Origin of the sequence: Dinoroseobacter sp. S76, assembly GCF_049801095.1 — a bacterium.
GTDB lineage: Bacteria > Pseudomonadota > Alphaproteobacteria > Rhodobacterales > Rhodobacteraceae > Dinoroseobacter.
Genome location: NZ_JBNAGH010000007.1, coordinates 86345 through 110926, shown reverse-complemented (window position 1 = coordinate 110926; position 24582 = coordinate 86345). Strand labels below are relative to the sequence as shown.

The window sequence follows — 24582 nt, the reverse complement described above, 5'->3', positions numbered from 1 at the left end:
CAGGCGCGCCGGTCCAGCGCTGGGGCTTCGGGAACGCTTCGGGGCGTCAGAACAGCCCGACGAACCGATCAGGCAAGATCCGCAGATCCCCGTCCACGAACCAGTCCGTGGAATAGAAGCCGGTCTTGCCCTGCACATAGGATCGCTTCAGACGCTCCCGCTCCTGCGTGAAATCAAACCCTTTGCCCTTCTTCTCGATCGTGAAGCGCAGGTAATCGTTGCTGATCCGTTGATACTCGAATTTCGACCAGCCCCATGAGCCCGCACCGAAGACCAGCGCGCTGCCATCCTCGTTGGTGCCGCGCATATTCAAGCGGTCCTGATGGCGGTCGATATGGAACTGCTGATCGAACCATTTGAGGTGAAAGAGGTAGAGATCCTCGCTCAGCGTGTAGGTCCCATGCTCCGACCCATGACCGTCCGGCCCCCATTGCAGCGGGATCTGCGTCAGGCAGGGTTTGCAGTACCAAGCATTGACCCGCATATATTTCCGCTGCGCGAGCATCGCGCGGCTGGGGTCATAGTCGCTCTCGAGATCGACGCGGTGCAGCACCTCGACCCCCAGAGGCGAGACCACCTTGGTATGCGGGCTGATCCCCTCGATATAGGCGATCAAGTCGTCGCCCACGGCAGGGTCCAGCACCAAGAGCTCGTCCACGTCGTTATAGACCACCCAGTCGAACATGTAGTTCAGTCCCGAGCAGAGATGATTTACCAGTTGGAACCGGTCCTGATCCATGGAGCGATAGGGCGGGCGGCGGTTCACCTCGATGATGTTGCAACCCGCGGCGATGTCTTGGGCGTAATCCTGGGGCCCATGGGTGATGACATAGAGGTTCCGCCGCTCCGTGAAGCGGCTGTAATAGCGCACCCAGAGATCCAGGAAGAACGCGTCGTCATAGACCATCGTAACGAAGGCAACCGACATGGGCCTAGCTCGCGGCGCGCACGTAGAGATAAAGCTTGGGCCCCACGGCTTGGTGCTCGTACCCGAGCTCGCCGAGAAGCGCCGCAATCTCCCCCAGATCCCGGCCAGACTTGTCACACAGGATCACCGGGCTGTCGCGCTTGATCGTCTCGAGCGCGCCACGCAGGGCAGGGATCTTGGAGCCGTTAAAGCACAGATGGAGCAGCCCGACCTCGCCCAGATCCTCGGCATCCAGGGTCGTGGCCGGGTAGTCGCCCTTGCTTCGCGCGACGAACACCGTCTCGGCCAGACGCGCGGATTTCTGGGTGCCCAGGGCCATGCGGGTCCCCGCCTCGCCTACCACCGCGCCATGGATCTGCACCGTCAGGTCATTGAGCGCACAGGTCCGCTCAAGCGGCGCGCGCAGACAGCTCTGCGGCTCGAACACATGAATGGCCTCGGGCGAGACGATCTGGGCCAGCGCCACGGTCGACACGCCCACATAGCCGCCAACCACCACCAGAGAACGCCCCGGCGGAACGATGTCATGCTCGGCCAGTTGGAAAAAGGACAGCTCATCCTCATGGCGCGCGGTCATCGCCAGACGCTTCTGACCTTCGTCGAAATCCGCGTGGGGCAGATGGGCCTTGATCACCCGGTCGCGAAAGAAGACCGAGCCCACACGCTCCGGCCCCATGGCCGAGAGCCGTGCACTGACCGCGACCTCGCGCAGGGTGGCCCGCATTTCCGACAGCACCGCCTGCAGATCCCCGGCGGACATGCCGGGTTGATCGGGGTCGGGGACCGCCTTGGTCAAAGGGGTCTGGTCTGTCATGGTCAGGCTCCGGTCAGGACTTCGCGCGTACCTCCAGTTGTGCAACACCAAGGGTTGCCAAAACCTTAGCCTCGATATCTTCGGCGTTCAGACCGGCAATATCGTACATGTCCCGGGGGCTGGCCTGATCGATGAAGAGGTCCGGCAAGACCATGGAGCGGTATTTGAGACCGCTGTCGAAGACGCCCTCTTCGCTGAGCAGTTGCGCCACATGGGAACCGAAGCCGCCGACGGACCCCTCCTCGATGGTGATCAGCGCCTCGTGATCCGCCGCCAGCCGCAGGATCATGTCGCGGTCGAGCGGCTTGGCGAAGCGTGCATCGGCGATGGTCGGTGTGATCCCCTTGGCCGCCAGTCGCTCGCAGGCCTCGCGCACCTCGGCCAGCCGGGTCCCGAAAGAAAGTATCGCCACGCGCGCCCCTTCAGCGATGATCCGACCCTTGCCGATCTCGAGCACTTCGCCCCGCTCGGGCAGATCGACACCCACGCCCTCCCCCCGGGGAAACCGGAAGGAAATCGGGCCATCATCATAGGCAACGGCGGTCGCCACCATATGCTTGAGCTCGGCCTCATCGGCGGCGGCCATGACCACCATGTTCGGCAGGTTCGCAAGATAGGCGGTGTCATAGGCCCCGGCATGGGTCGCGCCATCGGCCCCGACAAGTCCTGCCCGGTCAATCGCGAAGCGCACGGGCAGGTTCTGCAGCGCCACGTCATGGACCACCTGATCATAGCCGCGCTGCAGGAAGGTAGAATACATCGTGCAGAAGGGCTTCATCCCGCCCGCCGCGAGCCCGGCGCAGAAGGTCACCCCGTGCTGCTCGGCAATGGCGACGTCGAAGGTCCGGCTGGCATAGCGCTGCGCGAACTTATCAAGCCCCGTGCCCGAGGGCATGGCCGCGGTGATCGCCACGATCTTGGGGTCGCGGGCGGCCTCATCGATCAGGCTCTCGGCAAAGACATTGGTATAGCTCGGCGCGTTGGAGGGCGCTTTCTTCTGCGCGCCCGAGACAACGTCGAATTTCGCCGTGGCATGGCCCTTGTCGGCGGCCCCTTCGGCGGGGGCATAGCCTTTGCCCTTCTTGGTGATCGCATGGATCAGGATCGGCCCCGTGGCCCGTGCCTTGACGGTGCGGAGCACGCTCAGGAGCTGCTCCATGTCATGGCCATCAATCGGCCCGAGATAGGAAAAGCCGAGCTCCTCAAACAATGTCCCGCCCACGGTCATGTGTTTCAGGACATCCTTGGCGCGCTTCGCCCCCTCCTGAAAGGGTGGCGGCAGCAGGCTGACCGCGCCCTTGGCGGCGGCCTTGAACTCCTGAAACGGCGCGCCGGCGTAGAGACGGCTGAGATAGCTCGACATCGCGCCCGTGGGCGGGGCGATGGACATGTCGTTGTCGTTCAGGATCACGATCAGACGTTTCTTCAGGTGACCCGCATTGTTCAGCGCCTCAAAGGCCATGCCCGCGCTGATCGCACCATCGCCGATCACGGCAATCGCATCGCCGATCCCATGCTCCGGCGCGCCGCCCAGATCGCGGGCCACGGCAAAGCCAAGCGCCGCCGAGATCGAGGTGGAGCTATGGGCCGCGCCGAACGGGTCGTAAGGGCTTTCCGAGCGCTTGGTGAAGCCCGACAGCCCGTCCTTCATGCGCAGGGTCCGAATGCGGTCGCGCCGTCCGGTCAGGATCTTGTGCGGGTAACACTGGTGCGAGACATCCCAGATGATCCGGTCCTTGGGGGCATCAAACACCGCGTGGAGCGCCACGGTCAGCTCCACCACCCCGAGCCCCGCGCCCAGATGGCCACCGGTGACCGAGACCGCGCTGATCGTCTCGGCCCGCAGATCGCGGGCCAGCGCCACGAGTTCGGCATCGGTCAGCCGCTTCATATCGGCGGGCGTGTCGACCCGGTCGAGAACCGGGGTCACGGGGCGGTCTTGGGTTGGGGCGCTCATGGGCGAGCCCTCCTCGGGTCCTTAGGTGTCCCGTGCGATAACGAAACGGGCCAGATCGCACAAGGTCTCGGCCTGATCCCCATAGGGCTCCAGCGCCGCTTCGGCCTCAGCGACGAGGGCACGGGCCCGGGCGCGCGCGCCCTCCAGCCCCAGAAGCGAGACAAAGGTTGCCTTGCCCGCCTCGGCATCCTTCTGCAGCCGTTTGCCCGCCTTTTCCGCGTCGCCTGTAACATCCAAGATGTCGTCGGCGATCTGGAAGGCAAGGCCGATGCGCTCGGCATACTGGCGCAGGGGGGTCGGGTCTGCGCTGCCCAAGATCGCGCCCGCTTCGGCGGACCAGCGGATCAGCGCGCCGGTCTTGCCCGCTTGCAGCTCGGTGATCTGCTCCAGCGTCAGAGGGCTCGCGGCGGTTTCGGCCGCGATGTCGAGCGCCTGGCCCAACACCATGCCCGCCGCGCCCGAGGCCTGGGCCAGAGAGCGTGTCAGGGCCATCGCAATGGCCGGATCGTCCGTCAGGCGCGGATCGCTCAGCGCCTCAAAGGCCAGGGTTTGCAGCGCGTCGCCCACGAGGATGGCCGAGGCCTCATCCCATTTGACATGCACCGTGGGCTGGCCTCGGCGCAGATCGTCATCATCCATGGCAGGCAGGTCATCATGGACCAGCGAATAGGCGTGGAGGCACTCGATCGCCGCCGCCGCATAGACCGCCCGCTCCGGCCCGATGCCATGGAGGCGCGCGGTCTCCAGCACGAGAACCCCGCGCAGCCGCTTGCCGCCATTGGTGGCATAGGCCATCCCCTCGCGGATCGCGCTCGCGGGTTGCGCCCCGATCAGATCGTCAAGACAGGCGGCAATCCGGGGCAACCCCGCCGATTGCGCCGCCTTGAATCCCGTCTTCTCCGTCAGCAAGGCTCAGAGTCCTTCGGCAGCCTTCAGCCCCTTGGGCTGGCCCTCGGCATCGAGGGTGATCTGGGCGACCTTCTCCTCGGCTTCCTTCAGCTTGGCCTCGCAGCGCGCCTTGAGCTGTGCGCCCCGCTCATAGAGCTTGATCGATTCCTCGAGCGGGACATTCCCACGCTCCAGATCGCCAACCACCTTTTCCAGCTCGGCCATGGCGGCCTCGAAACTCATCTCGGCAACGGGGGTGTCGGTCATCGGGCATGCTCCATCAGGGTCGTGACATGGGCGGCCACGCTGGCCCCCAAGGCGGGCAGATCATAGCCCCCTTCGAGCGTGGACACCACGCGCCCGTCGCAGAATTCATCCGCGATCTCACAGAGGCGTCCGGTGACCCAGGCGAAATCCTCCTCGACCAGCGCCATCTGGGCCAGCGGATCCGCGCGATGGGCATCGAACCCGGCGGAAATCAGGATGAGTTCGGGGCGGAAGTTTTCGAGCGCTGGGAAAACCTCGGCCTCGTAATGCCGCCGGAAGGAGGGCCCGGCCGTGTCAGGCGGGAAGGGCAGGTTGAAGATGTTGCCATGGGCGCCGGTCTCATGCCGCCCGCCGGAGCCGGGATAAAGCGGCATCTGGTGCGAGGAGATGAAGAGCGTGCGCGCCTCATCCCAGAGCAGATCCTGCGTGCCATTGCCATGGTGGACGTCGAAATCGACCACCGCCACGCGGGAGAGGCCATGGTGGTCCAGGGCGCGTTTGGCCGCGATGGCGATATTGCCGAAGAGGCAAAAGCCCATGGCGGTCTCCGTCTCGGCGTGGTGGCCAGGTGGGCGGCAGGCTACAAAGGCGTTCTGGGCCTCCCCGGCCATCACCGCATCCAGCGCGGCGCAGATGCCCCCGATCCCACGCAGGGCCGCATTCCAGGACCCTGAGACCACATGGGTATCCCCGTCGAGCGAGACATAGCCCTCCTCCGGGATCGCTGCGCGAACGCGGTCGATATAGGCTTGCGGATGGCATCGCAGGATCTCCGCCATGTCGCCAAGCGGCGCGGCGTGGCGGTCCAGCGTGGCGAAGGCGGGTGTCTCCAAAGCCTCGGCTATGGCGACAAGGCGGGCGACCTGCTCCGGGTGGCCCGGCGGGGTCACATGAGCGAGGCAATCGGAATGTGTATAGACGCGGGTGGGCATGTCACAGGGCTAGAGGATCAAACCGTGTGAGACAAGCCGCAGGAGCGCGACGTGGCGGGGTCGACATGTCGACCCCGGGGGACGCGCCCAGAAGTCTTACAATCGCAAGAAGAGGCGAGCCTTGGACGCGCGCGGGTCCGCGCGGTCCTCATGAGGACCGCGCCGGGTGCGAAATGCCCTGAAGGTGGTGAGGCGAAGCTGCCAGACGCGGAACGAACATCCGGCAGTTCCATGCTGCAGCGACTTCTCCAAACCGATGACCCCCAGTCCCGGCGATGATTGGAAATCCCGCACACAGAATGACGGTCAACAACCGCACCCACTCTCTACCTCACACGGAGGGAGTAAACCACGCGGGGCCGCGCCCTGCATTTAACTATGACATAGCGGCCGCGCTTTCGGCCCGGTCAGTCCACCGAAAGCATATAGCCCGCGCCACGCACGGTTTGCAGGAACCGCGGCTGCTTCGGATCGGTCTCGATCTTGCGGCGCAACCGGGTGATCTGCACGTCCACCGCGCGCTCCTGCGCCTGCCCGCCATCGCGGCCACTGCCGCGCCCGAGATCATCCACGAGCTTCGACCGGCTGAGCGCCTCGCCCGGGCACGCGGCAAAGATCCGCATCAGCGCGCTTTCAGTCGCGGTCAGGCGCACGGGCTCATCCCCGCGCCACATCTCGCCGCGCTCCACATCATAGCGCACGGGGCCGAGGTTCAGCACCTTGGGCCGGGCCGCAGGTTCGTCCGCCTTGGGCACCCGCCGCAGCACCGCGTTGATCCGCAGAAGCAACTCCTTGGGCTCAAAGGGCTTGGCGATATAGTCATCCGCCCCGGCCTCGAGCCCTTCAATCCGGTCCGAGGCCTCCCCCTTAGCCGTCAACAAAAGGATCGGCGTCTCATTGGTCTCGCGCAAGGACTTGGTCAGCGCGATCCCATCCTCGCCCGGCATCATCACATCGAGCACGATCAGATCGAAATCGAGCCCGCCCAAGAGGCGCCGCGCCTGCGCCGCATCTCGCGCCGCCGAGACCCAAAACCCATTGCGCATCAGAAACTTCTGCAACAGTGTCCGAATGCGCTCGTCATCATCCACGATCAGCAGATGAGCATCTTCATCCTGCATCAAGGACCCTCCTTGAGCGCATTGAACAACGCCCGGCTGTCCGCGTCCATCATTTGTTCAAGCACGCGCCGGAACCCCGCCACCGCCTCGGGGCCCGCCTCGCGGAACGCGGCCCGCATGCGGGCGCGCTGCGCCTCGGAAAGCTCGCGCTCCAATGCCGCCCCCGCCGGGGTCAGATGCAGGTGCCGCTCGCGCTTGTCCCGCGTGCCCACGCGGCTTTCGACCAGACCATCCTCGATCAGGCTGCGCAGGACCCGGTTCAGGCTCTGCTTGGTGACCCCGAGGATGTCGAGCAGGTTGTTCACGGTCGTCCCCGGTGCACGATTGATGAAATGGACCGCCCGGTGATGGGCCCGCCCATAGCCATGCTCCAGCAGGATTCGGTCCGGATCCGCCGTGAACCCGCGATAGGCGAAAAACATCGCCTCGATCCCCTTGCGGAGCTGCTCATCCGTAAGAAACAGCAGGTTCTCGCCCTGCACGGCACGACTGCCGGTCTCGGCCATAGTGGCGTCTCCTCAATTCTTCGCGGTATTTTATGTCAGCCTTGTTGACTTTCCAAGAGCCGATTGGTATCGAATCGCAGCTTTGACGCAATATTGTGACCGGTTCGGCCCTATCTTGCGCAACTTTTGAAAATCCCATTGGGAGATGGAGGGGACGACCATGGCTGGAGCCTATAACGACCGGGATGGAACGATCTGGATGAACGGCAAATTGGTGCCGTGGCGGGATGCCAATGTCCATATCCTGACCCATGCGATGCATTACGCCTCGAGCGTGTTCGAGGGCGAGCGCGCCTATAACGGCAAGATCTTTGAGAGCCGCAAGCATTCGGAGCGGCTGCATTTTTCCGCAGGCGAGCTGGATATAGAGATCCCCTACACGGTGGATGAGATCGAAGCCGCGAAGTACGAGGTGATGAAGGCCAACAATCTCAGCGACGCCTATGTGCGCGCGGTGGCCTGGCGCGGTGCCGGCGAAGACATGGGTGTCGCGTCCGCGCGCAACCCGGTCCAGCTCGCCATCGCCTGCTGGGAATGGGGCAGCTATTACGGCGACGCCAAATTCAAGGGCGCCAAGCTCGACATCGCAAAGTGGAAGCGCCCCTCGCCCGAAACCATCCCGGTTCATGCCAAGGCCGCCGGGCTCTACATGATCTGCACCACCTCCAAGCACGCGGCGGAGGCCAAGGGCTGCTCGGATGCGCTCTTCATGGATTATCGCGGCTATGTGGCCGAGGCGACCGGCGCGAATATCTTCTTCGTGAAGGATGGCGAGGTGCATACGCCAGATCCCGATTGCTTCCTCAACGGGATCACCCGTCAGACCGTGATCGGCATGCTGAAGGATCGTCAGATCAAGGTGCATGAGCGCCACATCATGCCCGAAGAACTGGAAAGCTTTGAGCAGTGCTGGCTGACCGGCACCGCAGCAGAAGTGACCCCCGTGGGGGAAATCGGCACCTACAACTTCGAAGTGGGCGGCATCACCCGCGAAATCGCCGAGAGCTACGAGACCCTCGTCCGCAGCTAAACGCGCCTCGAGACTCAGACAGGGCCGTCCCATCGGGGCGGCCCTTTTGCGTGGAAAGCCTCTCGTCTCGGGCGATCTCTGTGCTAGGCTCGCGGCATGGACCCCGTTGCCCTCGTTTTCTACGCCGCCATTTGCGCCATTCTCAGCCTCTTTGCCCCGCAGCTTGGCGGGCGCGTGACCCGGCTCGCCGTCGGGGCAGGCGTCGGTGTGCTGGCCGCCGCGGTTCTGCCGCTCCTGCGGACGACCCTTCTCGGCGGCTGAGGCGTCAGAAGAACACCCGTTCCAGCGCCCAATAGGCCCCGACAAAGGCGATGGCAGCCGAGACCGGCACAGCGATCACGCGGCGATACCACTCCTTTTTGCCAAAAGGCAGTCCGACCAGAAGGAAGGCCAGCGCGATGACTGCGAGCTGTCCGAGCTCGACGCCGAGATTGAACCCGATCAGCCCTGCAATGAACTGCCCCGGATTGAGCCCGATCTCGCCCAGCACGCTGGCAAAGCCGAGCCCGTGCAGCAGCCCGAAGGCAAACACCACCGCTGTCCGGCGCCACCCGATTGTACCGCCGAGGATGTTTTCCACGGCGACATAGACGATAGACACGGCGATCAGTGGCTCCACCACCGTGGCCGGTAAACTCACGACCCCAAGGGTTGCGAGGGCCAGCGTGAACGTATGGGCCAGAGTGAAGGCCGTGACCTGAAAGATGAGTGGTTTCAAGGCCATGCTGAAGAAAAAGAGCCCCAGCACAAAGAGGATATGGTCGAGCCCTTTGGGAATGATGTGCTCAAACCCGATCGCGATATAGCTCAGGAAGGCATCCGCGAAGCTTTGGGTCGCAAGGCCTTGCCGGGGCAGCGGATCGCTCATCGCGCCATCGGTGAGATAGACCGAATAGCCATCGCTCCCGTTCTGGGCGGCCTGCCGGATCACGATCGGACCGTTCGCGCCCTGCCAGCCAAGGCGTACCGGAGCGTCCCCCTCGGGCAAGGCGATCTCGGCGGTGATCTGCGTGTCCCTTGGCAGCTCAAGGGCGGTCTCCTCCGAGACGGTCACTGCGCCCAGTTGCCAGTCGAGGCGCGTGCCTTCGACCTCCGCGATGAACCCCTGGGAGATCTCGGGCCACGCGGCGCGAAACGCCTCCGCCATCTCGGAAGGCGACAGGGCGCGTAGGGCGTCATAGGCCTCCGCCTCCGGCGCCTCATCCGTGTCATCGAGCCCGCTCACATCGATCCCGGCGACCAGCGGCTCCGCGGTCAGCTGGATCGTCACCTCCGCCCGGGTCGCATCCATCGCCACATCCGCCACGGCCGGGCGGATCTCATGGGCCTGCGCCGCGACCGCCCAGAGCCATGCGCACAGGCTCGTGAGCAGCCAGAGCCCCGCCATTGACAGCCCGGGCAAACTGCCCACCCTATGGCGCACCCCCGCTCGAAGGTTCTGATCCATGCGCGCTCTCGCCCCCTTGCTCCTTGCCCTGATCCTCGCACAGCCCGCACGGGCGCACGAATTCTGGATCTCTCCGGAGGCCTATGAAATCCCCCCTGGCGGCCAGATCATCGCCGAGCTGCGGGTGGGAGAAAAGCTCAAAGGCGCAGGCTACCCCTATATTCCCAAGCGCACGGCAAGGTTCGAGATCCTGCAAGGCACGCAGCAGATTGATCCGGACGCACAGCTCGGAGATCGCCCGGCGCTGAACCGCGAAATGCCCGAGGCCGGGCTTGCCATCGTGGTTCATGAGACCGCCGATAACCGGTTGAAATACCGAGATTGGAAGAAGTTCGTCGCCTTCACCGACCACAAGGATTTCGCCTGGGCGCAAGAGGCGCATGGCGCCCGGGGCCTGCCGGAAACGGGGTTTGTCGAAACCTATCGCCGTTATGGAAAATCCCTCGTGGCGGTCGGAGACGGGGATGGATCCGATCGGGTCGTAGGTCTGGATACCGAGATCGTGGCCCTGGCCAATCCCTATACGGATGACCTGGCGGAGGGGCTGCCCGTGCGCGTTTTGCATCTCGGCGCCCCGCGTTCGGATGTTCAGGTGGAGCTTTTTGCCCGCGCCCCCGATGGCAGCGTGGCGGTCAGCCTGCACCGCACGGATGCCGAGGGCATGACCATCCTGCCCATGGATCCGGGGACCGAGTATCTCGTGGATTCGGTGATCATCGAAGCCCTGGAGCCCAGTGCAGAGGGCGATCCGGTCTGGCACACGCTCTGGGCTTCGCTGACCTTCCGCACCCCCGAAAGCTGACGCGGATCAGTCGGGCCGCATGGGGCGGGCCTTGCCGCGGGCCAGAGCCAGTTGGCGCTCGCGCCAGATGATCGCCACCCCGGAGGCGATGACCAGCAGCGCCCCGGCCAGCATCGGCACCGTGGGCACCTCGGCAAAGATGAAATACCCCACCAAGAGCGCCAGCAGCATCGAGGCATAGTCAAACGGCGCCACCACCGAGGCGGGCGCATAGCGATAGGCCGAGGTCAGCATGATCTGCCCCGCCCCGCCGCAGAGCCCCGCACCGATCAGCAGGGCCGCCACCCAGGGGCTCGGCCAGACCCAGCCAAAGGGCACGGTCAGCAGCGACATGCTTGTGGAGGTGATGGTGAAGTAGAAGACAATCGCGCTCGTGGTCTCCGTCGCGACCATCTTGCGAATGAACACATGGGCCAGCGCTGCGAGTGCTGCCGAGAGCAGGCAGAAGAGCGCGCCGAGCGCGGCCGTATCCGACCGCAGATCCGCAACGCCGCCGAGCCGCGGCCAAAGGACCACCACCACTCCCAGAAGGCCAACAAGCACCGCCGTGGTTCGAAAGAGCCGGATCCGCTCCCCCAGCATGAGCGCGGCGAGCACCACCACAAAGATCGGCGAGGCAAAGCGCAGGGCTGTGACCTCTGGCAGGGGCAGGAGGCCGAGCCCGGCAAAGCCAAAGGCCATGGCGCTCGTGCCCACGAGCCCGCGCCAGACATGGGAGATCGGGTTTTTGGCCTTCAGGCCCGTGCGCAGCTCCCCGCGCAGGGCGAGCCAGCCAAAGAGCACCGGAAAGGCGAAGAAAGAGCGAAAGAACACAGCCTGGCCCGGCGGCACGGCATCAGCCGTCGCCTTGACCAGAGAGGCCATGACCATGAAAGCGGTCACAGCGCCCAGCTTGAACAGGATTCCGCGGATCGGGGACATTCCCAGTGCGGTATCCGATTTTCCCGGGCTTGACCAGTTCAGGACCGGTCGATTGGGTCTGCCCCCGCAGCTCCGCTCCGCGCGCGGGGGCTGGCAGGGTCCCTAAGCCTCGATCCCCCGGGCGATCCGGAGATAGCGGCGCAAGGCATCCGGCTCGCGCTTGGCCCGGCGATAGACCGCCATGGTGTTGCGATTGGGCCGGGCCTGACGTTCGACGGCCAGATAGCGGCGCAGCCGGTTGGCGGGTGGTTTGGTCATGAAATCCTCCTCCAAAAGCTCCATGGGGCTCCGACCCTAGCACAAGGAGAGCCAATCACCTACCACCCTGCCCGGCCCGCCTCGGGTATCTGTTTAGAATGCAACCTATTCCGCCCGACACCGACCGCAGCAAGGGCTTAAAAACGCCCGGTTTTCTGGAGCGCGCCCGAAAAACGCCGCGATTTTCCTCAAATTCGCCTTTTACGCGCAGCATTCCATTAAGACTTCCTCAAACCGGGCCGCGCACCTTAGGGGCATAACGCACCCGGAGAACCGCGCGTGGATACCAGCCGTCGCTATACACTACTGACCGCGATCATTCTGTTTGCCGCCCTTCCGGCAACCAGTGCCTATATGGCCTATGAATTCACGCAGAACCCTGCCCTGCGCCCCTTGGGCATCACCAAGGAAAAACTCGCCCTCGCCAAGGAGCAGACCAACTCCGTTTCGATCCTCGTGGATGTGGATTGGGGCGAAGACCTGCCGCAGGAGGCCAGTCAGGAGGATATGCGTGCGCTCATTTCGGGTGCCTTGTCGAGCCGCACCGACGACTACGTTTTCCAGTTCAACACCGTGCCCGGGGATGAGGTCGATGTGCGCTTCCGCGTGGGCGCCAATCGCTATGGTCCCTTCGCCCCCGAAGAGATGGTGCGCGGCATCATGCTCTCACTGATCGCCCTGGAAGTGACCCAGAAGGCGCGGGAATAACCGCGACAGCCCTTCCCCTCGCGCCGTCGGTTTGTCACACAGACCCCATGGCATCCCATCCGAAACTCGCCGCCCTGGCGGTGGTCCTGCGCGACGAGAAAGTGCTGCTCGTGCAGCGGCGCAATCCGCCCGATGCGGGGCTCTGGGGGTTTCCCGGCGGCCATGTGGAGCTTGGCGAAACCGCGCTCGAAGCCGCCGCCCGTGAGCTGGCCGAGGAAACGGGTGTGACGGCCATCGCCGAGCGGTACCTGACCAATGTGGATGTGATCACCCATGGGCCCGACGGCGCGGTCGAGTTTCATTTCCTGCTTGCGGCGGTCCTCTGCCGCTATATCACCGGAGAGCCGCGCGCCGATGACGATGTGAGCGATGCAGCGTGGTGGCCCATCGCCGAGGTGACCTCAGGCGCCCTGCCCTGCAGCGACCGGGTTGCCCTTGTTCTGCGCCACGCGCTCGCATCTGCGCCCGATCAGTAGCCAAACGCGGCACAGGGCGCCTGAACTGGATAGGCCTCTTTCACCACAACGCCCACCTGGACAAGCTCGGGATGGGTTCGAAGCGCATTCCTATAGGAAACGGTCCATTCCCCAACCGCATCAGCCTCCAGATCAAAGGGGTTCGACACACCCCGCGCAACCGAACTGGCCACTTGGGAAATTTTGCGGGGCACCGACAGGGCTTCCTGCGCCCCAAAATAGGCAACAAGGTTGTCAATCTCCCACGCAACAAGACCGTCCACGGCGCACGCCTCGCGAGACCACAAGCCCTCGACCCGCACCGTGCGCCAACGTGTTACTTCGGTGGTCCAGACCGTCTCAAGAAACGGGTTCCGCAGATTGAGCCCTATATTTGCTTCGCGCAACACGCGCCCTTTGTAGTCCAGAACCAACGCGCCCTCGTGAGGTTGAACCGTGAAGAACCCATGGCGCAGGGTTTGGACGCCCAGCACGCAGACCACCAAGAGCAGGGTAACCCCACCCCAGAACAAACGCTCGATCACGGCAGGGCTCCTTTTCCTTGCGTCAAGGCAAAGGTGCCATGGGATTCGAGCGCAAAGATGGCACCCGCGAGGAGAAGCTCAGCCCAGACGCGCCGCGGCCCAGCGCGCGGCCTCGGCCACGCTCGGATCCGCATCCTCGCAGAGCCCTTGGGCCACCGGACGCAAGCTGGGGTCGTGGGAATTGCCCAGGGCGTAGCAGACATTGCGCACAAACCGGTCCCGCCCAATGCGCTTGATCGGCGAGCCGGAGAAACGCGCGCGAAACCCCGGATCATCCAGTGTCGCCAGTTCCGCCAGCGCCGGGCCGGTCAGATCCGGGCGCGCATGATACTTCACCTCCCGCGCCTCGACCGCAAACTTGTTCCACGGGCAGACCGCGAGGCAGTCATCGCAGCCATAGATCCGGTTGCCGAGCCCCGGGCGGAGCTCTTCCTCCACGGGGCCCTTATGCTCGATGGTCAGATAGGAGATGCAGCGCCGCGCATCGAGCTGGAAGGGCGCGGGGAACGCCTTGGTCGGACAGATATCGAGGCAGGCCGTGCAAGAGCCGCAATGGTCCACCTCCGCCGCATCCCGAGGCAACTCGATCGTCGTGAAAAGCGCGCCGAGAAACACCCAGTTCCCGAAATCCCGGCTCAGCAAGTTCGTGTGCTTGCCCTGCCAGCCAAGCCCCGCCGCCTGGGCCAGGGGTTTTTCCATCACCGGGGCCGTATCGACGAAGACCTTGATCTCGCCCCCGGCCTCCGCGAGCAGCCAGCGCCCGAGCGCCTTGAGTTTTTTCTTCAGGACGTCGTGATAGTCCCGGTGCCGCGCGTAGACGCTGATCACGCCGCGATCCCGGTGCTCCAGCGCATCTAGCGGATTGCCCTCGGGCGTGTAGCTCTCGGCGAGCATCACCACCGAGCGCGCCTCGGGCCAGAGGGCGGTCGGGTCGCCGCGCCAATGCATCCGCTCCGCCATCCAGCCCATCTGGCCCTGGCGCCCCGCGTCCACAAAACGGGCAAGACGACCGGCGGCCTCGGGGATCGCATCCGGTGCGCAGATTCCGCAGGCGGCGAAGCCCAGCCGGGTCGCCTCGGCCTTCAGCGCGGCCGCGAGCGCCTCGCTCAAAAATCGAGATCCGCGTAATGGGGCGGCTGTACGAAGCCCGGGATCTGGTCCGCGAGGATCGAGCGGAAGGCCGGGCGCGACTTGATCTTGGCATACCAGTCCTTGACCGTTGCGTTCCGGTTCCAATCCACGTCACGGATATAGTCGAGGCAGGAGAAATGCGCCGCCGCCGTGAAATCAGCGATGGTCATCACATCGCCCGCCAGCCAGCGCCGCTGCTCCAGCAGCCAGCCCATATAGTCGATATGGTACTTGATCTTCTGGGCGCCCATCTTGACGTTCTTGCTGTCGGGGTAACCCGCGCCGGTGATCTTCTTGTTCACCCGCTCATAGAGAAGGTTGCGCGTGACCTCGTTGTGGAACTTGTCATCGAACCACATAGCCAGCCGCCGCGCCTCATAGCGCTCCTGCGGTGTGCCCGGCAAGAGCGGCGGGGTCGGGTGCATCTCTTCGAGAAACTCGACGATCGCGTGGCTCTCGGTCAGGAAGGTCCCGCCCATCTTGAGCACCGGCACCTTGCCCGCCGGGTTGCGGCGCAGAAAGTCCGCCGAGGGTTCCCAGTATTTCTCGTCCACCAGCTCAACCTCGACCTTCTTCTCGGCCAGCACGAGGCGGACCTTGCGGCAGAAGGGGGAAAGCGGAACGTGGTAGAGGCGATTCATGGGTGCTGCTCGATCCTGTTTGGTCCTTTGTGCCTTGGGGGGCGGGCGGCTTCAATCCTCGAAACAGGCCGCGCGCCCGTCCCGGCGGATTGTCTCTGCCCCGTCCGCGACCTGCGCCGCGCGCCGTTGCAGCCCCGGCGTGGGCCGCACGGCCGATCGCGCCTTGGGGTTCGGGAGCACCACAGCCAGGGCTGCCGATTGCGCCCGACTAAGATCCGAGGCGGGCACTCCGAAATACCAGGGCGCCGCAGCACCAGCCCCGAACACGCCCTCATCGAACTCGGCGATGTTGAGATAAACCTCGAGGATCCGGTCCTTGGACCAGAGCGCTTCCATCACCGGGGTCATCAAGGCCTCCAGCGCTTTGCGCGACCAGGAGCGGCCATGCCAGAGGAAGGCGTTCTTGACCACTTGCTGAGACAAGGTGGAGGCGCCACGCGTGCCACCCGCCTCGATCGCCGCCCGGATCGCCGCCATATCGAACCCCCAATGGGCGCAGAAATTGGCATCTTCGGCGGCCACGACCGAGCGGGCGAGCTCCGGGGCGATCTGCTCCAGCGGCAGCCAAGTCTGCCGGATCTCGCCAAGCCGTGCGGCTTCGGCGCGCATATAGGGCGTGGTCGGTGGATTGATCCAACGATAGGCCGCGATCCAGACCACAAGGATCAGCGAAACGCCAAGCGCCCCCCAGCTCAGCCATCGCAGCCCACGCCGAAAAGCGCCCCCGAAAGACAGCCGTGCGGGCGCCGCGTCGGACTTGGACGCTTTGCGCGATGTCTTGGCTGGGGTCTTTTTCGCCGCCATGCTCAACTCTCGGATCTGCTCACCCTTGGTCAAACCGGGCGCGCCCCGCCCTGTCAACCCGCTGGGCCCGACCTGGGCTCAGGCGCGTGCGAAATAGGCGTCCAGAGCCCGTTTTGTGGCCTCCGCCGCCGGGGCCGACGCCTCGAGGATCTCTTCGGCCTGCCAGATGTCGAACACCCCATAGGCCCGGGAATCCGGGCGGATCAGCGCATCCGGGGGCGCGGTTTCGAGCCGGGTTTCCAGCATCGCCTGGATCATGATCCGCATGGAGCCTGCAACTGCCTCGAGTGGCCCGGGCGGGTCACGCTCGACACGGGAGGGCTCTGTGGCGACATCCACGGCCAGCTTGAAACTGTCCGCGGGCAGGAGATCATAGGGCAGGTTGTTGGTGAATCCGCCATCCACAAAGGTTCGCTCGCCAATCTTGACCGGAGCAAAGGCGCCCGGGATCGCGATGGAGGCCGCCAAGGCATCCTGTACGAGGCCTGTGTCAAACGCCACCGCTTGGCGCGCCCGGTAGTCGGTGGCCACGATGTGCAGAGGCCGGGTCATCTCCTCGAAGCGCTCGGGGAAATCATCCGGCAGCATGGTCGACACTGCCGCTTGTGCCGACACGGGCTGGAGAAGCTTCAGACCTTTGGAAAGGTGGCTCCGCCAATAGGTCACCGCAGCCTCAAAGGGGCTGTCCACCAGATCAAGAATATGGTGCCGGATCTCGACCCCGGTCATGCCCGAGGCATAGGCCGCGCCGATCAACGCCCCCATGGAGGTGCCGGCGATCGCGCAGGGAGCGACGCCCAGCTCGTCCAGGGTTTCCAGCACGATGACATGGCCAAAGCCGGCCGCTCCGCCACCGCTCAACGCCAAAGACAGTTCGGCCATGGGTGTCAGCCCAGACCGGTCTCGGCCGCGATCTGGGCACGGGATTTGCGCGCGCGCTCCGTCGCGGATTTGAGCTGACCGCAGGCCGCCATGATGTCCTCGCCGCGCGGGGTGCGGATCGGGCTGGCATAACCTGCCTTGTAGATGATGTCCGCAAAGGCCCGGATGCGGTTGTTCGAGGACCTCTCATAGGGCGCGCCGGGCCATTCGTTGAAGGGGATCAGGTTGATCTTGGCCGGGATGCCCTCGATCAGCTTGATGAGGCGTCGCGCATCCTCGTCACTGTCATTCACGCCCTTCAGCATCACGTACTCAAACGTGATCCGCTCGGAATTGCTGGCCTTGGGATAGGCGCGCAGCGCGTCCAGCAGCTCGGCGATGTTCCAGCGCTTGTTGATCGGGACGAGCTTGTCGCGGGTCTCATCCGTGGTCGCGTGGAAGGACACGGCGAGCATGCAGCCGATCTCCTCGGCGGTGCGCGCGATCTCGGGCACCACGCCCGAGGTGCTGAGCGTGATCCGGCGGCGGCTGAGGCTGATCCCCTCGGGGTCCATGGCGATCTTCATCGCGTCGCGGACCGCCTCGAAATTATAGAGCGGCTCGCCCATTCCCATGAGTACGATATTCGACAGAAGCCGTGTCTCGTTCTTGGGGTTGCGCCCGGGCTCGGGCCACTCGCCCAGATCATCCCGCGCGACCATGATCTGGCCCACGATCTCGCCCGCTGTCAGGTTGCGGACCAGCTTCTGCGTGCCCGTATGGCAGAAGGAACAGGTCAGGGTGCACCCCACCTGCGAGGACACACAGAGGGTTCCGCGATCTTCCTCGGGGATATAGACGACCTCGACCTCATGGCCCCCGGCGATCCGCACGAGGTACTTTCGGGTACCATCACTCGACACATGGCGCGAGACCACCTCGGGCACGGAAACGGTGAAATGCTCTGCCAGAAGCGCGCGGTAAGGCTTGGCGAGATTGGTCATATCCGCGAAATCGCGGACGCCGCGCTCATAGATCCAGGCCCAGACCTGATTGGTGCGCATCTTGACCTGCTTCTCGGGCGTGCCCGCGGCGCGCAGGGCCTCGGCCAGCTCGGGCCGGGTCAGACCGACGAGGTTGCGCGGCCCGCCCTCGGCCAGCTTGCGGGGCAGGGTCAGGACGTCTTGCGTGATCGGGGCCTGCGGTGTGGGTGCGCTGGCGGACATGGGCGTGCTCCGGTGTGGGATAGGGCCATATATAGCGCGATTCGCGAGGGCGGAAGGGGGTGCGTCCCGCGCCACGGCGGAACGGGCCGTCTCAAAGCCTCGGGAGGCGCGGAAAACAAAAGCTAACGCAACGTCATGCACCGCAGAACACGGATTCAGCAGGGGCACGGCCTCGGTCAGCTCTCTCCGCGTTAACCATTTGTGAACTTCTTCATAGAGTTTGAGTCAGATTTTCCCTTAATCGAAGGCATGGAACGCGGAACTTTCACCCGCATCAGGAGCCTGAGTACATGTATAAGACATTAACGATCGCTGCCGCTCTCACATTCTCCGCCGTTGCTGCCAACGCAGCAATCCTGGACTTCGAGACTGGCTTTTCCGGTGATTCAACCCCCATCGTCGGCAATGAGTTTGTTGGCGGTTTCGACGTGACCTTCTCGAGCCCGAACGGCCTGAACATTGTCGAAGTCGGCCCCGGCACCGACGGCTTCGTGCCGAACGACACCCCGAACCCAGCCGACGCGTTTGGCGATTACTTCCTGACCTCCGACTTCGGTCAGACCACCTCGCTGACCATCACCTACGGCACGGCCGTGTCCGCAGCCTCCTTCGACGTGGCTGACATCGATGGCAGCGGCAACGACCTGGAGGTCTTCACCTTCATCGCGCGCGACATGGGCGGCAACGTCCTCGACACGCAAGTGGTGGATGGAAATAGCCCGCTCGCAGGCGACGCAGCTGTGACCCGCATCGGCTTCAGCGGTCTGGCTGGCATGATCTCCGAAATCGAGATCACCGGCACCACCGCAGGCGGCACGCGCTTCATCGGTATCGCGTTCGACAACTTCGACACCATGGTCGACAGCACCGCGCCGATCCCGCTCCCCGCTGGCGCACCGCTGGCTCTGCTGGGCCTCGGCGCTCTGGGGGCCCTGCGCGCCCGTCGCAAGTCCTGATCACCTCAGGATCTCCACAGATTACGAGAAAGGGCCGCCCAGCGGCCCTTTTTTGCATTTTCAGGGGGTCCGCGGATAGTCTGGGCCCGCCGCGCCGCCAGCGCCGAAGGCCTGCCCGAGCTTGGCGCGGAACTGGTCCCGGATATCGACGCGCTCTGCGCGGGCGCTGACACGATCTGCACCATGTTGGCCCATGCGGAGGCTCAGGGCGAAGTCTTTGGCCGGGCAAGCCCGCCTTTGCCAGTCGTCTCGCGGGGCGCACCCTGGTCCAGATGGGCACGACCGCCCCCGGCTATTCCTGCGCGCTCGGCGCCGAGATCGCGGCGGTCGGCGGGCACTATGTGGAACTGCCGGTTTCCGGCTCCACCGGCCCGGCAGCCCAGGGCGCGCTGGTGGCCATGGCCGCGGGCGACCCGGAGGATATCGTGCGCATCACACCGCTCGTGGACCCCATGGTATCCGCTTTGATCCCTTGCGGAACAGTGCCCAAAGCCTTGCAGATGAAGCTTGCGGTGAACGCCTATCTCGCGGGTCTGTTCGGCGGGCTGGTGGAGGCCGTGGACCTCGCCGAAGCCAGCGCGCTCCACCTCAGCACGCTGCAAAAAATCCTCGAAGCGGTCCCCATGAGCATCGACCTCATGCGGATGAAGCCACCCAAGCTGATCGAAGGGAAGCTGATCGAAGGGGAGTTCAGTCCCCAAGGCAGCATTCGTCAGTCGGTTAACAATCTGCGCATGATCACCGAGGCCGGGGCCGAGCTCGACGCGCCCATGCCGGTCAACTCTGTGCTCCACGCGATGTTCGAGGAGGCAAAGGAGGCCGGGCTCGCCGACGAGGATATGGTCGCGATCTCCACGGTCCTGCGCGGCCGCCGCACAAAGGCGGGCACGGACTGACCGCGCGGGTCAGCTGGCGCAGCGGCGCTCGGCCTCTTCAAGGGCCGCCGTAAAGCCCAGAAGGCTGAACGTATCCTTGGTGGTGGTTCCTGAGCGTTGGGACACGCCGGTGACAATGGCCTGCGCGCCGCGCTTCATGGCGGTGATCACTTTCGCGTCATCTTCGACCGATGCGGGCCACGCATTGCCCCCTTCGGTGAAGAATTCAAAGGTCGACTCACCGATCTCGACCGTCACGGTAGAGCCTTCGCGGAAGTCATACCCGCCCTTGAAGGAGATCTCGCCCGACACGCCCTCGGAAGGGCGATAGGCCACGAACATCAGGATATCACCCCGGTTCACGGCCACGGGACGCCCGTCGCGGGTGTTCACCGTTTCCTTGGGGATCGACACGCTCCAGCATTCGGTCGGATTGTCTTCTACAAAGACATTCCAGTCGGTTTTCACGGCAACCCGGTTGTCCGAAACCTCCTGCGCAAGCGCCGGTCCGGCCATCGCCCCGAGAAGTGCCGCAACGACACCGCCTGCAATCGCCCGTTTCATCCCTTTAGCCTCTACCCGCATACCCAACTTCACGACCCCTGTCCTGACATGGCAAATTCGCTGGCCCCTGTGCGGAGCGTCTGACACATCTTATACGTAACGTTATCTAACCAGACCCCAAGGGCAATCAAAGACCCTGCGTCATTGGTTTGAGCAAAACTTTGCCGGAGGATATGCCATGACTGTATCGGGGATGGAAGGGGTCCGCCTTGTGGAGCTGTGGCGGGGCGAGATCCTCGAGTCGCTCCATTGCGGCCATGTGGTGGTCTGCGGGCCCGATGGCGAGATCGAGGAAGCCTGGGGCAATCCCGAGCAGGTGATTCTCCCGCGCTCTTCGGCCAAGATGCTGCAGGCCCTGCCGCTGGTGGAAAGTGGTGCTGCGGCGCGCGCCGGGCTCGGGGCCCAGCATCTGGCGCTCGCTTGCGCGTCTCATGAGGGGACCGCGCGCCATGCGGGGCTCGTGGCTGATTGGCTCCGCGATCAGGGGATGGGTCCCGAGGATCTGCGCTGCGGGGCGCAATCGCCATGGGACCGGGCGGAGCGAAACAAGATGATCTGCACGGATGCGGCGCTCAGCCCGCTCCATAACAACTGCTCCGGCAAGCATGCGGGGTTCCTGACCCTGTCGCAGCATCTCGGGGCCGGGGCGGATTACATCGACATGGCCCACCCGGTGCAGGTGGCTGCTCTTGCCGCCCATGAGGAGGTCACGGGTGAGATCAGTCCGGGCTTTGGCATCGACGGCTGTGCTGCCCCGAACCATGCGACGACACTCCATGGTCTCGCGCGCGCCATGTCGCGCTATGCCACCGCAAGCGGGCGCTCCGACGCACGCTCTCGGGCGCAGACGGCCCTGACCGAAGCGATGATGGCGCATCCCGATCTGGTGGCGGGTGACGGACGCCCCTGCACCGAGCTGATGCGGGCAACCAGCGAGCCTGTGGCAATCAAGTTCGGGGCCGATGGCGTCTTCATCGCGATCCTGCCCGCGCAAGGTCGGGGTGTGGCGATCAAGATCAGCGATGGTGCGACTCGCGCGGTGGATTGCGTGATTGCCGCCGTGCTCGTGCGGCTCGGCGTGCTTGATCCCGAGCATCCCGCAGCCCGGCGTTTCCTCACAGGACCGATCAGAAACCGGCGCGGCGATGCGGTTGCGCGCCTAAAGCCTGTGCGCGACCTGATCGGTGCCGCGAATTTTACCAAGATTTAGGGAAACTGGGGCAGGATCGACCGTGACGGGATCTGCCCCCGGTCTATCTGCTCGATCACAGCCCAGATTTCTTGGAAGGCGCGCCTATGCCTCGGTTTTTTGCTGCCCTGCTCTGTCTGACCCTGATGGGTCACGCTGTTCCGGCCTCTGCCGGGGACGGCCCGCTTTTGCAGATCCTCAGCTGGACGGAAGAGGCGTGGGAACGGCTGCGTTCTCTGGACGAGGCGCCCGATCGGGTGGAGCGTGGGGCGCAGAACCCTTCGGTGCCCTTTGCGGTCACCGAAAACGGCGATGTGGTGCGCGCGCAGATCGCGCGCTCCGAGGTGCAGGTGCCTGACACGGCCGACGATCTGGCCCGGACCGCGCTGGAGTTCTAGACGCTCCGCGCCGCGGCGCTCAGGGCGCGGGTGCGGAGACGAAGTCCGCTTTCGCGTAGCCCTGCAGATAGAGCAGCGCCGTCAGATCCCCGTGATTGATCCGCCGGTCGCATTCCGCAGCAACAACTGGCTTGGCATGCAGCGCGACACCGGCGCCGGCCCGGCCCAGCATGCCCAGATCATTGGCGCCATCGCCGACCGCCATCACATCCGTCTCGGCGATCCCGAGCTTGGCGGTGATCTCTTCGAGCGCTGTCACCTTGGCCGCACGTCCGAGGATCGGATCAATGACCTTGCCGGTGAGCACACCCTCGGCAATCTCCAGCGTATTGGCACGGTTCTCGTCAAATCCCAGCCGCCCGGCAATCTTGGCGGTGAAGGCCGTGAACCCGCCGGAGACCAGCGCCGCATAGGCCCCGGATGCCTTCATCGTCGCGAGCAGTTCCGGACCGCCGGGCATCAGGGTGATCCGCTTGGCGATGACCTGATCGATCACGCCCGCGTCCAACCCTTCGAGCAGACCGACCCGCTCGCGCAGCGCGCCGTCGAAATCCAGCTCGCCATTCATCGCCCGCGCCGTGATCTCGGCCACGCGGGGCCCGACCCCCGCTTCGGCTGCGAGCTCATCAATGCATTCCTGCTGGATCATGGTGCTGTCCATATCCGCCAGAAGCATCTTCTTGCGCCGCCCGGCCTCGGGCTGCACCACGAGATCGACCTTCTGCGCCTGCAGATCCGCCCAGACTTCCCAGAGGTTCTCGGGCAGCGCCTCCAGCGGGAACTCCGCCGCCTCACCCTCGGAGAGCCACAACGCATCCCCCCCGCCCCAGGCATTGCGCAGGGAAGTAACCATGGCCTCGTCGAGACAGGGCGCAGCGGGATTGGTCAGAAGCGTGGCGATATACATGGGGCAGATCCTTTGGCAGCTCGCCGCGCTTTACCCCAGCCACCCGCCCGAGACCAGCGCCCTAGCGATAGGCCGCAGGCACGGACCGCCCGATATTGCGACGGACAAGCCCGGGGTCCCAGCCGGTCATCTCCACGGTAGTCTTGGCTTCCTCTGCCAACCGCGCCTTGGTTGCCGCGATGTATTCCGGCGCGGCCTCACATTGCATCGGCCCATCAAATGGGTGGCGGATCGCATAGCGGCCCTGGAAATTGTCGCGATTCTTCGTGGTCTTGAACATGATGTCCCGGGGCATCTGATCCTTGGTGTAGCGCGCCCGGTAGCGGGTCACGTAGACCCCCTCCCCAGGGAAATCGGAGGGTTCGAGCCAGCGCGCCCCGAGAATTCGCAGATCCTCATTGGGGACCGAATCATCCGCGCAAGGGTCACACCACCCCATGTCCCAACCATATTCCAGAACAAGCCCGCCACGGTCACCAACGGCTTTCTGGAACACACTCGTGTAGAAAAGTGGAAACATCTGCTCGATGAAGGCCGGGACGTCGACATTGGTTGGCAACTCGGTGGCCGTGTAATTCGCCACCTCCACCCGGCCCGAACTTGTGAGCATGTAGAACACCGCCGTTTGCGGCGCCTCGGCATTGAGCTTGCCAAGCTGGATCGGAAGCATGAACTCCCGCGAGCGGAACCGGATCTGCAGCGGCTGCAGCTCCTGCGCAGTCTCCGCGTCATGGCGCGCCAGGTTCACCTTCGCGACGAAAAACTTCATCCCCGCGCCGATATAATCGCCCAGAACAGGGGCCGCGCCATCCGGCAGTTTGCACCCCTCCTGAGTGAGATAGGTGACCAGCCCATCGGAGCGCTTGGCCGACAGGATCTCGATATCGTAGCTGCCCACCGCATAGGAGGCCTCGACCGTTACGCCCAGCGCTTTGGGACCGCGCTGAGGCCTGCTTGGCTCCTTGCGCGAAAAGACACTGTTCGTTTCCTCGACGCTGACCCCTTCGTACAAGACGGGCGAGGTGCAGGGATCCTCATCAAAATACTCCACCAGCCGCGGCGCGGTATAGCGGTCGAGATGGGCGATGATCTCCGGGTTCACGGTGCGGATATCGTCCCGTTCCAGCACCGATGGCGTTGGAACCACCAGCGCGAACTCGGAAGCCGGTCCCTGGTAATCCGAGGACATGGTGATCGTCGAGAAGACACCGTTCCGCGTATAGACCACTTTGGAAGTTTCGTTCAGGAGCCGTCCATCGCTGCGCGCGACGTAGAAACCGCAAAAGGCCTGGGCCAGACCCGGCAGACAGAGCAGCCCCAAAACCAAAAGAACCCTGCGCATGGACGCCTCCCAACTCAAAACCGATGGCATCAGCCTAGGACTTGCGCGGCGCCCCTGTCACCTGCGCGTTTCCGCCCGGGGCAAGTCAGCAAGATTTGTGCAGTCGCCC

Annotated in this window: 30 protein-coding genes; 9 read left to right on the top strand and 21 right to left on the bottom strand. The window is 64.6% G+C overall.

The window, feature by feature from the left end:
• Nucleotides 1-46 precede the first annotated feature (46 nt).
• The 8 genes from ACP153_RS17865 to ACP153_RS17830 all read right to left on the bottom strand — a co-directional run bounded on the left by ACP153_RS17865 (nt 47) and on the right by ACP153_RS17830 (nt 7413).
• The gene (locus tag ACP153_RS17865; RefSeq protein ID WP_424972379.1) at nt 47-928 is read right to left on the bottom strand and encodes a glycosyltransferase family 2 protein; all 882 of its coding nucleotides are present in this window, start codon (nt 926-928) and stop codon (nt 47-49) included.
• 4 nt (nt 929-932) lie between these two features.
• Complete coding sequence (locus ACP153_RS17860) at nt 933-1742, bottom strand: hypothetical protein (protein WP_424972378.1); 810 nt, start codon at nt 1740-1742, stop codon at nt 933-935.
• 13 nt (nt 1743-1755) lie between these two features.
• A complete protein-coding gene (dxs, locus tag ACP153_RS17855; protein ID WP_424972377.1) occupies nt 1756-3699 on the bottom strand; it encodes a 1-deoxy-D-xylulose-5-phosphate synthase in 1944 nt (647 codons plus the stop codon).
• A 21-nt stretch (nt 3700-3720) separates the two neighbouring features.
• A complete protein-coding gene (locus ACP153_RS17850) occupies nt 3721-4554 on the bottom strand; it encodes a polyprenyl synthetase family protein (protein ID WP_424972450.1) in 834 nt (277 codons plus the stop codon).
• 57 nt (nt 4555-4611) lie between these two features.
• Nucleotides 4612-4854, bottom strand: coding sequence for an exodeoxyribonuclease VII small subunit (locus tag ACP153_RS17845; RefSeq protein WP_424972376.1), 243 nt, complete (start codon nt 4852-4854; stop codon nt 4612-4614).
• A complete protein-coding gene (locus ACP153_RS17840; protein ID WP_424972375.1) occupies nt 4851-5786 on the bottom strand; it encodes a histone deacetylase family protein in 936 nt (311 codons plus the stop codon). The genes ACP153_RS17845 and ACP153_RS17840 overlap by 4 nt, the downstream gene beginning before the upstream one ends.
• Nucleotides 5787-6193: 407 nt before the next feature.
• Nucleotides 6194-6907: a response regulator gene (locus ACP153_RS17835; protein WP_424972374.1), complete on the bottom strand. Its 714-nt coding sequence runs from the start codon at nt 6905-6907 to the stop codon at nt 6194-6196.
• Nucleotides 6907-7413, bottom strand: a complete 507-nt coding sequence (locus ACP153_RS17830) for a MarR family winged helix-turn-helix transcriptional regulator (RefSeq protein ID WP_424972373.1) — start codon at nt 7411-7413, stop codon at nt 6907-6909. The genes ACP153_RS17835 and ACP153_RS17830 overlap by 1 nt, the downstream gene beginning before the upstream one ends.
• A gap of 160 nt (nt 7414-7573) precedes the next feature.
• Here ACP153_RS17830 and ACP153_RS17825 point away from each other — a divergent pair, with 160 nt between their 5' ends.
• A complete protein-coding gene (locus ACP153_RS17825; protein ID WP_424972372.1) occupies nt 7574-8443 on the top strand; it encodes a branched-chain amino acid aminotransferase in 870 nt (289 codons plus the stop codon).
• Between the two features lie 96 nt (nt 8444-8539).
• A complete protein-coding gene (locus ACP153_RS17820) occupies nt 8540-8704 on the top strand; it encodes a hypothetical protein (protein WP_424972371.1) in 165 nt (54 codons plus the stop codon).
• Nucleotides 8705-8708: 4 nt separating this feature from the next.
• Here the strand turns inward: ACP153_RS17820 and ACP153_RS17815 are convergent, their stop codons facing one another.
• Nucleotides 8709-9890, bottom strand: a complete 1182-nt coding sequence (locus ACP153_RS17815; protein ID WP_424972370.1) for a HupE/UreJ family protein — start codon at nt 9888-9890, stop codon at nt 8709-8711.
• Here ACP153_RS17815 and ACP153_RS17810 point away from each other — a divergent pair.
• Nucleotides 9889-10692, top strand: a complete 804-nt coding sequence (locus ACP153_RS17810; protein WP_424972369.1) for a DUF4198 domain-containing protein — start codon at nt 9889-9891, stop codon at nt 10690-10692. The two genes, ACP153_RS17815 and ACP153_RS17810, sit on opposite strands and share 2 nt — an antisense overlap.
• A 6-nt stretch (nt 10693-10698) precedes the next feature.
• Here the strand turns inward: ACP153_RS17810 and ACP153_RS17805 are convergent, their stop codons facing one another.
• Together ACP153_RS17805 and ACP153_RS17800 are read right to left on the bottom strand one after the other, a co-directional pair.
• Nucleotides 10699-11613 (bottom strand): DMT family transporter, encoded by a 915-nt coding sequence (locus tag ACP153_RS17805; RefSeq protein WP_424972368.1) that lies wholly within the window; start codon nt 11611-11613, stop codon nt 10699-10701.
• Nucleotides 11614-11715: 102 nt separating this feature from the next.
• Nucleotides 11716-11871, bottom strand: a complete 156-nt coding sequence (locus ACP153_RS17800) for a hypothetical protein (protein WP_424972367.1) — start codon at nt 11869-11871, stop codon at nt 11716-11718.
• Between the two features lie 279 nt (nt 11872-12150).
• Here ACP153_RS17800 and ACP153_RS17795 point away from each other — a divergent pair, with 279 nt between their 5' ends.
• Complete coding sequence (locus ACP153_RS17795) at nt 12151-12579, top strand: hypothetical protein (protein ID WP_424972366.1); 429 nt, start codon at nt 12151-12153, stop codon at nt 12577-12579.
• A 47-nt stretch (nt 12580-12626) separates the two neighbouring features.
• Nucleotides 12627-13055, top strand: a complete 429-nt coding sequence (locus ACP153_RS17790) for an NUDIX hydrolase (protein ID WP_424972365.1) — start codon at nt 12627-12629, stop codon at nt 13053-13055.
• Here the strand turns inward: ACP153_RS17790 and ACP153_RS17785 are convergent.
• From ACP153_RS17785 to rlmN, 6 genes are all read right to left on the bottom strand, one after another.
• A complete protein-coding gene (locus ACP153_RS17785; RefSeq protein WP_424972364.1) occupies nt 13049-13579 on the bottom strand; it encodes a hypothetical protein in 531 nt (176 codons plus the stop codon). The two genes, ACP153_RS17790 and ACP153_RS17785, sit on opposite strands and share 7 nt — an antisense overlap.
• 78 nt (nt 13580-13657) lie before the next feature.
• Entirely contained in the window at nt 13658-14689 is a 1032-nt protein-coding gene (gene queG, locus ACP153_RS17780; protein ID WP_424972363.1) for a tRNA epoxyqueuosine(34) reductase QueG, read from the bottom strand.
• Nucleotides 14686-15351: a glutathione S-transferase family protein gene (locus ACP153_RS17775; protein WP_424972362.1), complete on the bottom strand. Its 666-nt coding sequence runs from the start codon at nt 15349-15351 to the stop codon at nt 14686-14688. The genes queG and ACP153_RS17775 overlap by 4 nt, the downstream gene beginning before the upstream one ends.
• Nucleotides 15352-15402: 51 nt before the next feature.
• A complete protein-coding gene (gene mtgA, locus ACP153_RS17770) occupies nt 15403-16155 on the bottom strand; it encodes a monofunctional biosynthetic peptidoglycan transglycosylase (RefSeq protein ID WP_424972361.1) in 753 nt (250 codons plus the stop codon).
• A 78-nt stretch (nt 16156-16233) separates the two neighbouring features.
• Entirely contained in the window at nt 16234-17037 is an 804-nt protein-coding gene (locus tag ACP153_RS17765; protein WP_424972360.1) for a patatin-like phospholipase family protein, read from the bottom strand.
• A 5-nt stretch (nt 17038-17042) separates the two neighbouring features.
• Entirely contained in the window at nt 17043-18242 is a 1200-nt protein-coding gene (gene rlmN, locus ACP153_RS17760; protein WP_424972359.1) for a 23S rRNA (adenine(2503)-C(2))-methyltransferase RlmN, read from the bottom strand.
• Nucleotides 18243-18532: 290 nt separating this feature from the next.
• Between rlmN and ACP153_RS17755 the strand changes: the two genes are divergently transcribed.
• Nucleotides 18533-19198 (top strand): hypothetical protein, encoded by a 666-nt coding sequence (locus ACP153_RS17755; RefSeq protein WP_424972358.1) that lies wholly within the window; start codon nt 18533-18535, stop codon nt 19196-19198.
• A 60-nt stretch (nt 19199-19258) separates the two neighbouring features.
• Here the strand turns inward: ACP153_RS17755 and ACP153_RS17750 are convergent, their stop codons facing one another.
• On the bottom strand, nt 19259-19393 hold the full coding sequence (locus ACP153_RS17750; protein WP_424972357.1) for a hypothetical protein: 135 nt from the start codon (nt 19391-19393) through the stop codon (nt 19259-19261).
• On the opposite strand from ACP153_RS17750, the gene ACP153_RS17745 reads away from it, so the two are divergent.
• Entirely contained in the window at nt 19375-20094 is a 720-nt protein-coding gene (locus ACP153_RS17745) for an NAD(P)-dependent oxidoreductase (RefSeq protein ID WP_424972449.1), read from the top strand. The genes ACP153_RS17750 and ACP153_RS17745 overlap by 19 nt on opposite strands.
• Before the next feature lie 9 nt (nt 20095-20103).
• Here ACP153_RS17745 and ACP153_RS17740 read toward each other — a convergent pair whose 3' ends face one another.
• Entirely contained in the window at nt 20104-20637 is a 534-nt protein-coding gene (locus tag ACP153_RS17740; RefSeq protein ID WP_424972356.1) for an invasion associated locus B family protein, read from the bottom strand.
• A 178-nt stretch (nt 20638-20815) separates the two neighbouring features.
• On the opposite strand from ACP153_RS17740, the gene ACP153_RS17735 reads away from it, so the two are divergent.
• Complete coding sequence (locus tag ACP153_RS17735; RefSeq protein ID WP_424972355.1) at nt 20816-21847, top strand: asparaginase; 1032 nt, start codon at nt 20816-20818, stop codon at nt 21845-21847.
• Nucleotides 21848-21933: 86 nt separating this feature from the next.
• Nucleotides 21934-22224 carry a hypothetical protein gene (locus ACP153_RS17730; RefSeq protein WP_424972354.1) on the top strand — a complete coding sequence of 97 codons (291 nt, stop codon included), beginning with the start codon at nt 21934-21936 and terminating at the stop codon, nt 22222-22224.
• Nucleotides 22225-22243: 19 nt separating this feature from the next.
• Here the strand turns inward: ACP153_RS17730 and serB are convergent, their stop codons facing one another.
• Both serB and ACP153_RS17720 read right to left on the bottom strand, forming a co-directional pair.
• A complete protein-coding gene (serB, locus tag ACP153_RS17725) occupies nt 22244-23131 on the bottom strand; it encodes a phosphoserine phosphatase SerB (RefSeq protein ID WP_424972353.1) in 888 nt (295 codons plus the stop codon).
• A 61-nt stretch (nt 23132-23192) separates the two neighbouring features.
• Nucleotides 23193-24473: a DUF2330 domain-containing protein gene (locus ACP153_RS17720; RefSeq protein WP_424972352.1), complete on the bottom strand. Its 1281-nt coding sequence runs from the start codon at nt 24471-24473 to the stop codon at nt 23193-23195.
• Nucleotides 24474-24582 lie beyond the last annotated feature (109 nt).

Excerpts from the sequence above, each read along its gene's own strand:
- ACP153_RS17865 (WP_424972379.1), bottom strand. The coding sequence starts at position 928 with ATGTCGGTTGCCTTCGTTACGATGGTCTATGACGACGCGTTCTTCCTG.
- ACP153_RS17860 (WP_424972378.1), bottom strand. The coding sequence starts at position 1,742 with ATGACAGACCAGACCCCTTTGACCAAGGCGGTCCCCGACCCCGATCAA.
- dxs (WP_424972377.1), bottom strand. The coding sequence starts at position 3,699 with ATGAGCGCCCCAACCCAAGACCGCCCCGTGACCCCGGTTCTCGACCGG.
- ACP153_RS17845 (WP_424972376.1), bottom strand. The coding sequence starts at position 4,854 with ATGACCGACACCCCCGTTGCCGAGATGAGTTTCGAGGCCGCCATGGCC.
- ACP153_RS17840 (WP_424972375.1), bottom strand. The coding sequence starts at position 5,786 with ATGCCCACCCGCGTCTATACACATTCCGATTGCCTCGCTCATGTGACC.
- ACP153_RS17835 (WP_424972374.1), bottom strand. The coding sequence starts at position 6,907 with ATGCAGGATGAAGATGCTCATCTGCTGATCGTGGATGATGACGAGCGC.
- ACP153_RS17830 (WP_424972373.1), bottom strand. The coding sequence starts at position 7,413 with ATGGCCGAGACCGGCAGTCGTGCCGTGCAGGGCGAGAACCTGCTGTTT.
- ACP153_RS17825 (WP_424972372.1), top strand. The coding sequence starts at position 7,574 with ATGGCTGGAGCCTATAACGACCGGGATGGAACGATCTGGATGAACGGC.
- ACP153_RS17820 (WP_424972371.1), top strand. The coding sequence starts at position 8,540 with ATGGACCCCGTTGCCCTCGTTTTCTACGCCGCCATTTGCGCCATTCTC.
- ACP153_RS17810 (WP_424972369.1), top strand. The coding sequence starts at position 9,889 with ATGCGCGCTCTCGCCCCCTTGCTCCTTGCCCTGATCCTCGCACAGCCC.
- ACP153_RS17815 (WP_424972370.1), bottom strand. The coding sequence starts at position 9,890 with ATGGATCAGAACCTTCGAGCGGGGGTGCGCCATAGGGTGGGCAGTTTG.
- ACP153_RS17805 (WP_424972368.1), bottom strand. The coding sequence starts at position 11,613 with ATGTCCCCGATCCGCGGAATCCTGTTCAAGCTGGGCGCTGTGACCGCT.
- ACP153_RS17800 (WP_424972367.1), bottom strand. The coding sequence starts at position 11,871 with ATGACCAAACCACCCGCCAACCGGCTGCGCCGCTATCTGGCCGTCGAA.
- ACP153_RS17790 (WP_424972365.1), top strand. The coding sequence starts at position 12,627 with ATGGCATCCCATCCGAAACTCGCCGCCCTGGCGGTGGTCCTGCGCGAC.
- ACP153_RS17775 (WP_424972362.1), bottom strand. The coding sequence starts at position 15,351 with ATGAATCGCCTCTACCACGTTCCGCTTTCCCCCTTCTGCCGCAAGGTC.
- mtgA (WP_424972361.1), bottom strand. The coding sequence starts at position 16,155 with ATGGCGGCGAAAAAGACCCCAGCCAAGACATCGCGCAAAGCGTCCAAG.
- ACP153_RS17765 (WP_424972360.1), bottom strand. The coding sequence starts at position 17,037 with ATGGCCGAACTGTCTTTGGCGTTGAGCGGTGGCGGAGCGGCCGGCTTT.
- rlmN (WP_424972359.1), bottom strand. The coding sequence starts at position 18,242 with ATGTCCGCCAGCGCACCCACACCGCAGGCCCCGATCACGCAAGACGTC.
- ACP153_RS17755 (WP_424972358.1), top strand. The coding sequence starts at position 18,533 with ATGTATAAGACATTAACGATCGCTGCCGCTCTCACATTCTCCGCCGTT.
- ACP153_RS17750 (WP_424972357.1), bottom strand. The coding sequence starts at position 19,393 with ATGGGCCAACATGGTGCAGATCGTGTCAGCGCCCGCGCAGAGCGCGTC.
- ACP153_RS17740 (WP_424972356.1), bottom strand. The coding sequence starts at position 20,637 with ATGAAACGGGCGATTGCAGGCGGTGTCGTTGCGGCACTTCTCGGGGCG.
- ACP153_RS17735 (WP_424972355.1), top strand. The coding sequence starts at position 20,816 with ATGACTGTATCGGGGATGGAAGGGGTCCGCCTTGTGGAGCTGTGGCGG.
- ACP153_RS17730 (WP_424972354.1), top strand. The coding sequence starts at position 21,934 with ATGCCTCGGTTTTTTGCTGCCCTGCTCTGTCTGACCCTGATGGGTCAC.
- serB (WP_424972353.1), bottom strand. The coding sequence starts at position 23,131 with ATGTATATCGCCACGCTTCTGACCAATCCCGCTGCGCCCTGTCTCGAC.
- ACP153_RS17720 (WP_424972352.1), bottom strand. The coding sequence starts at position 24,473 with ATGCGCAGGGTTCTTTTGGTTTTGGGGCTGCTCTGTCTGCCGGGTCTG.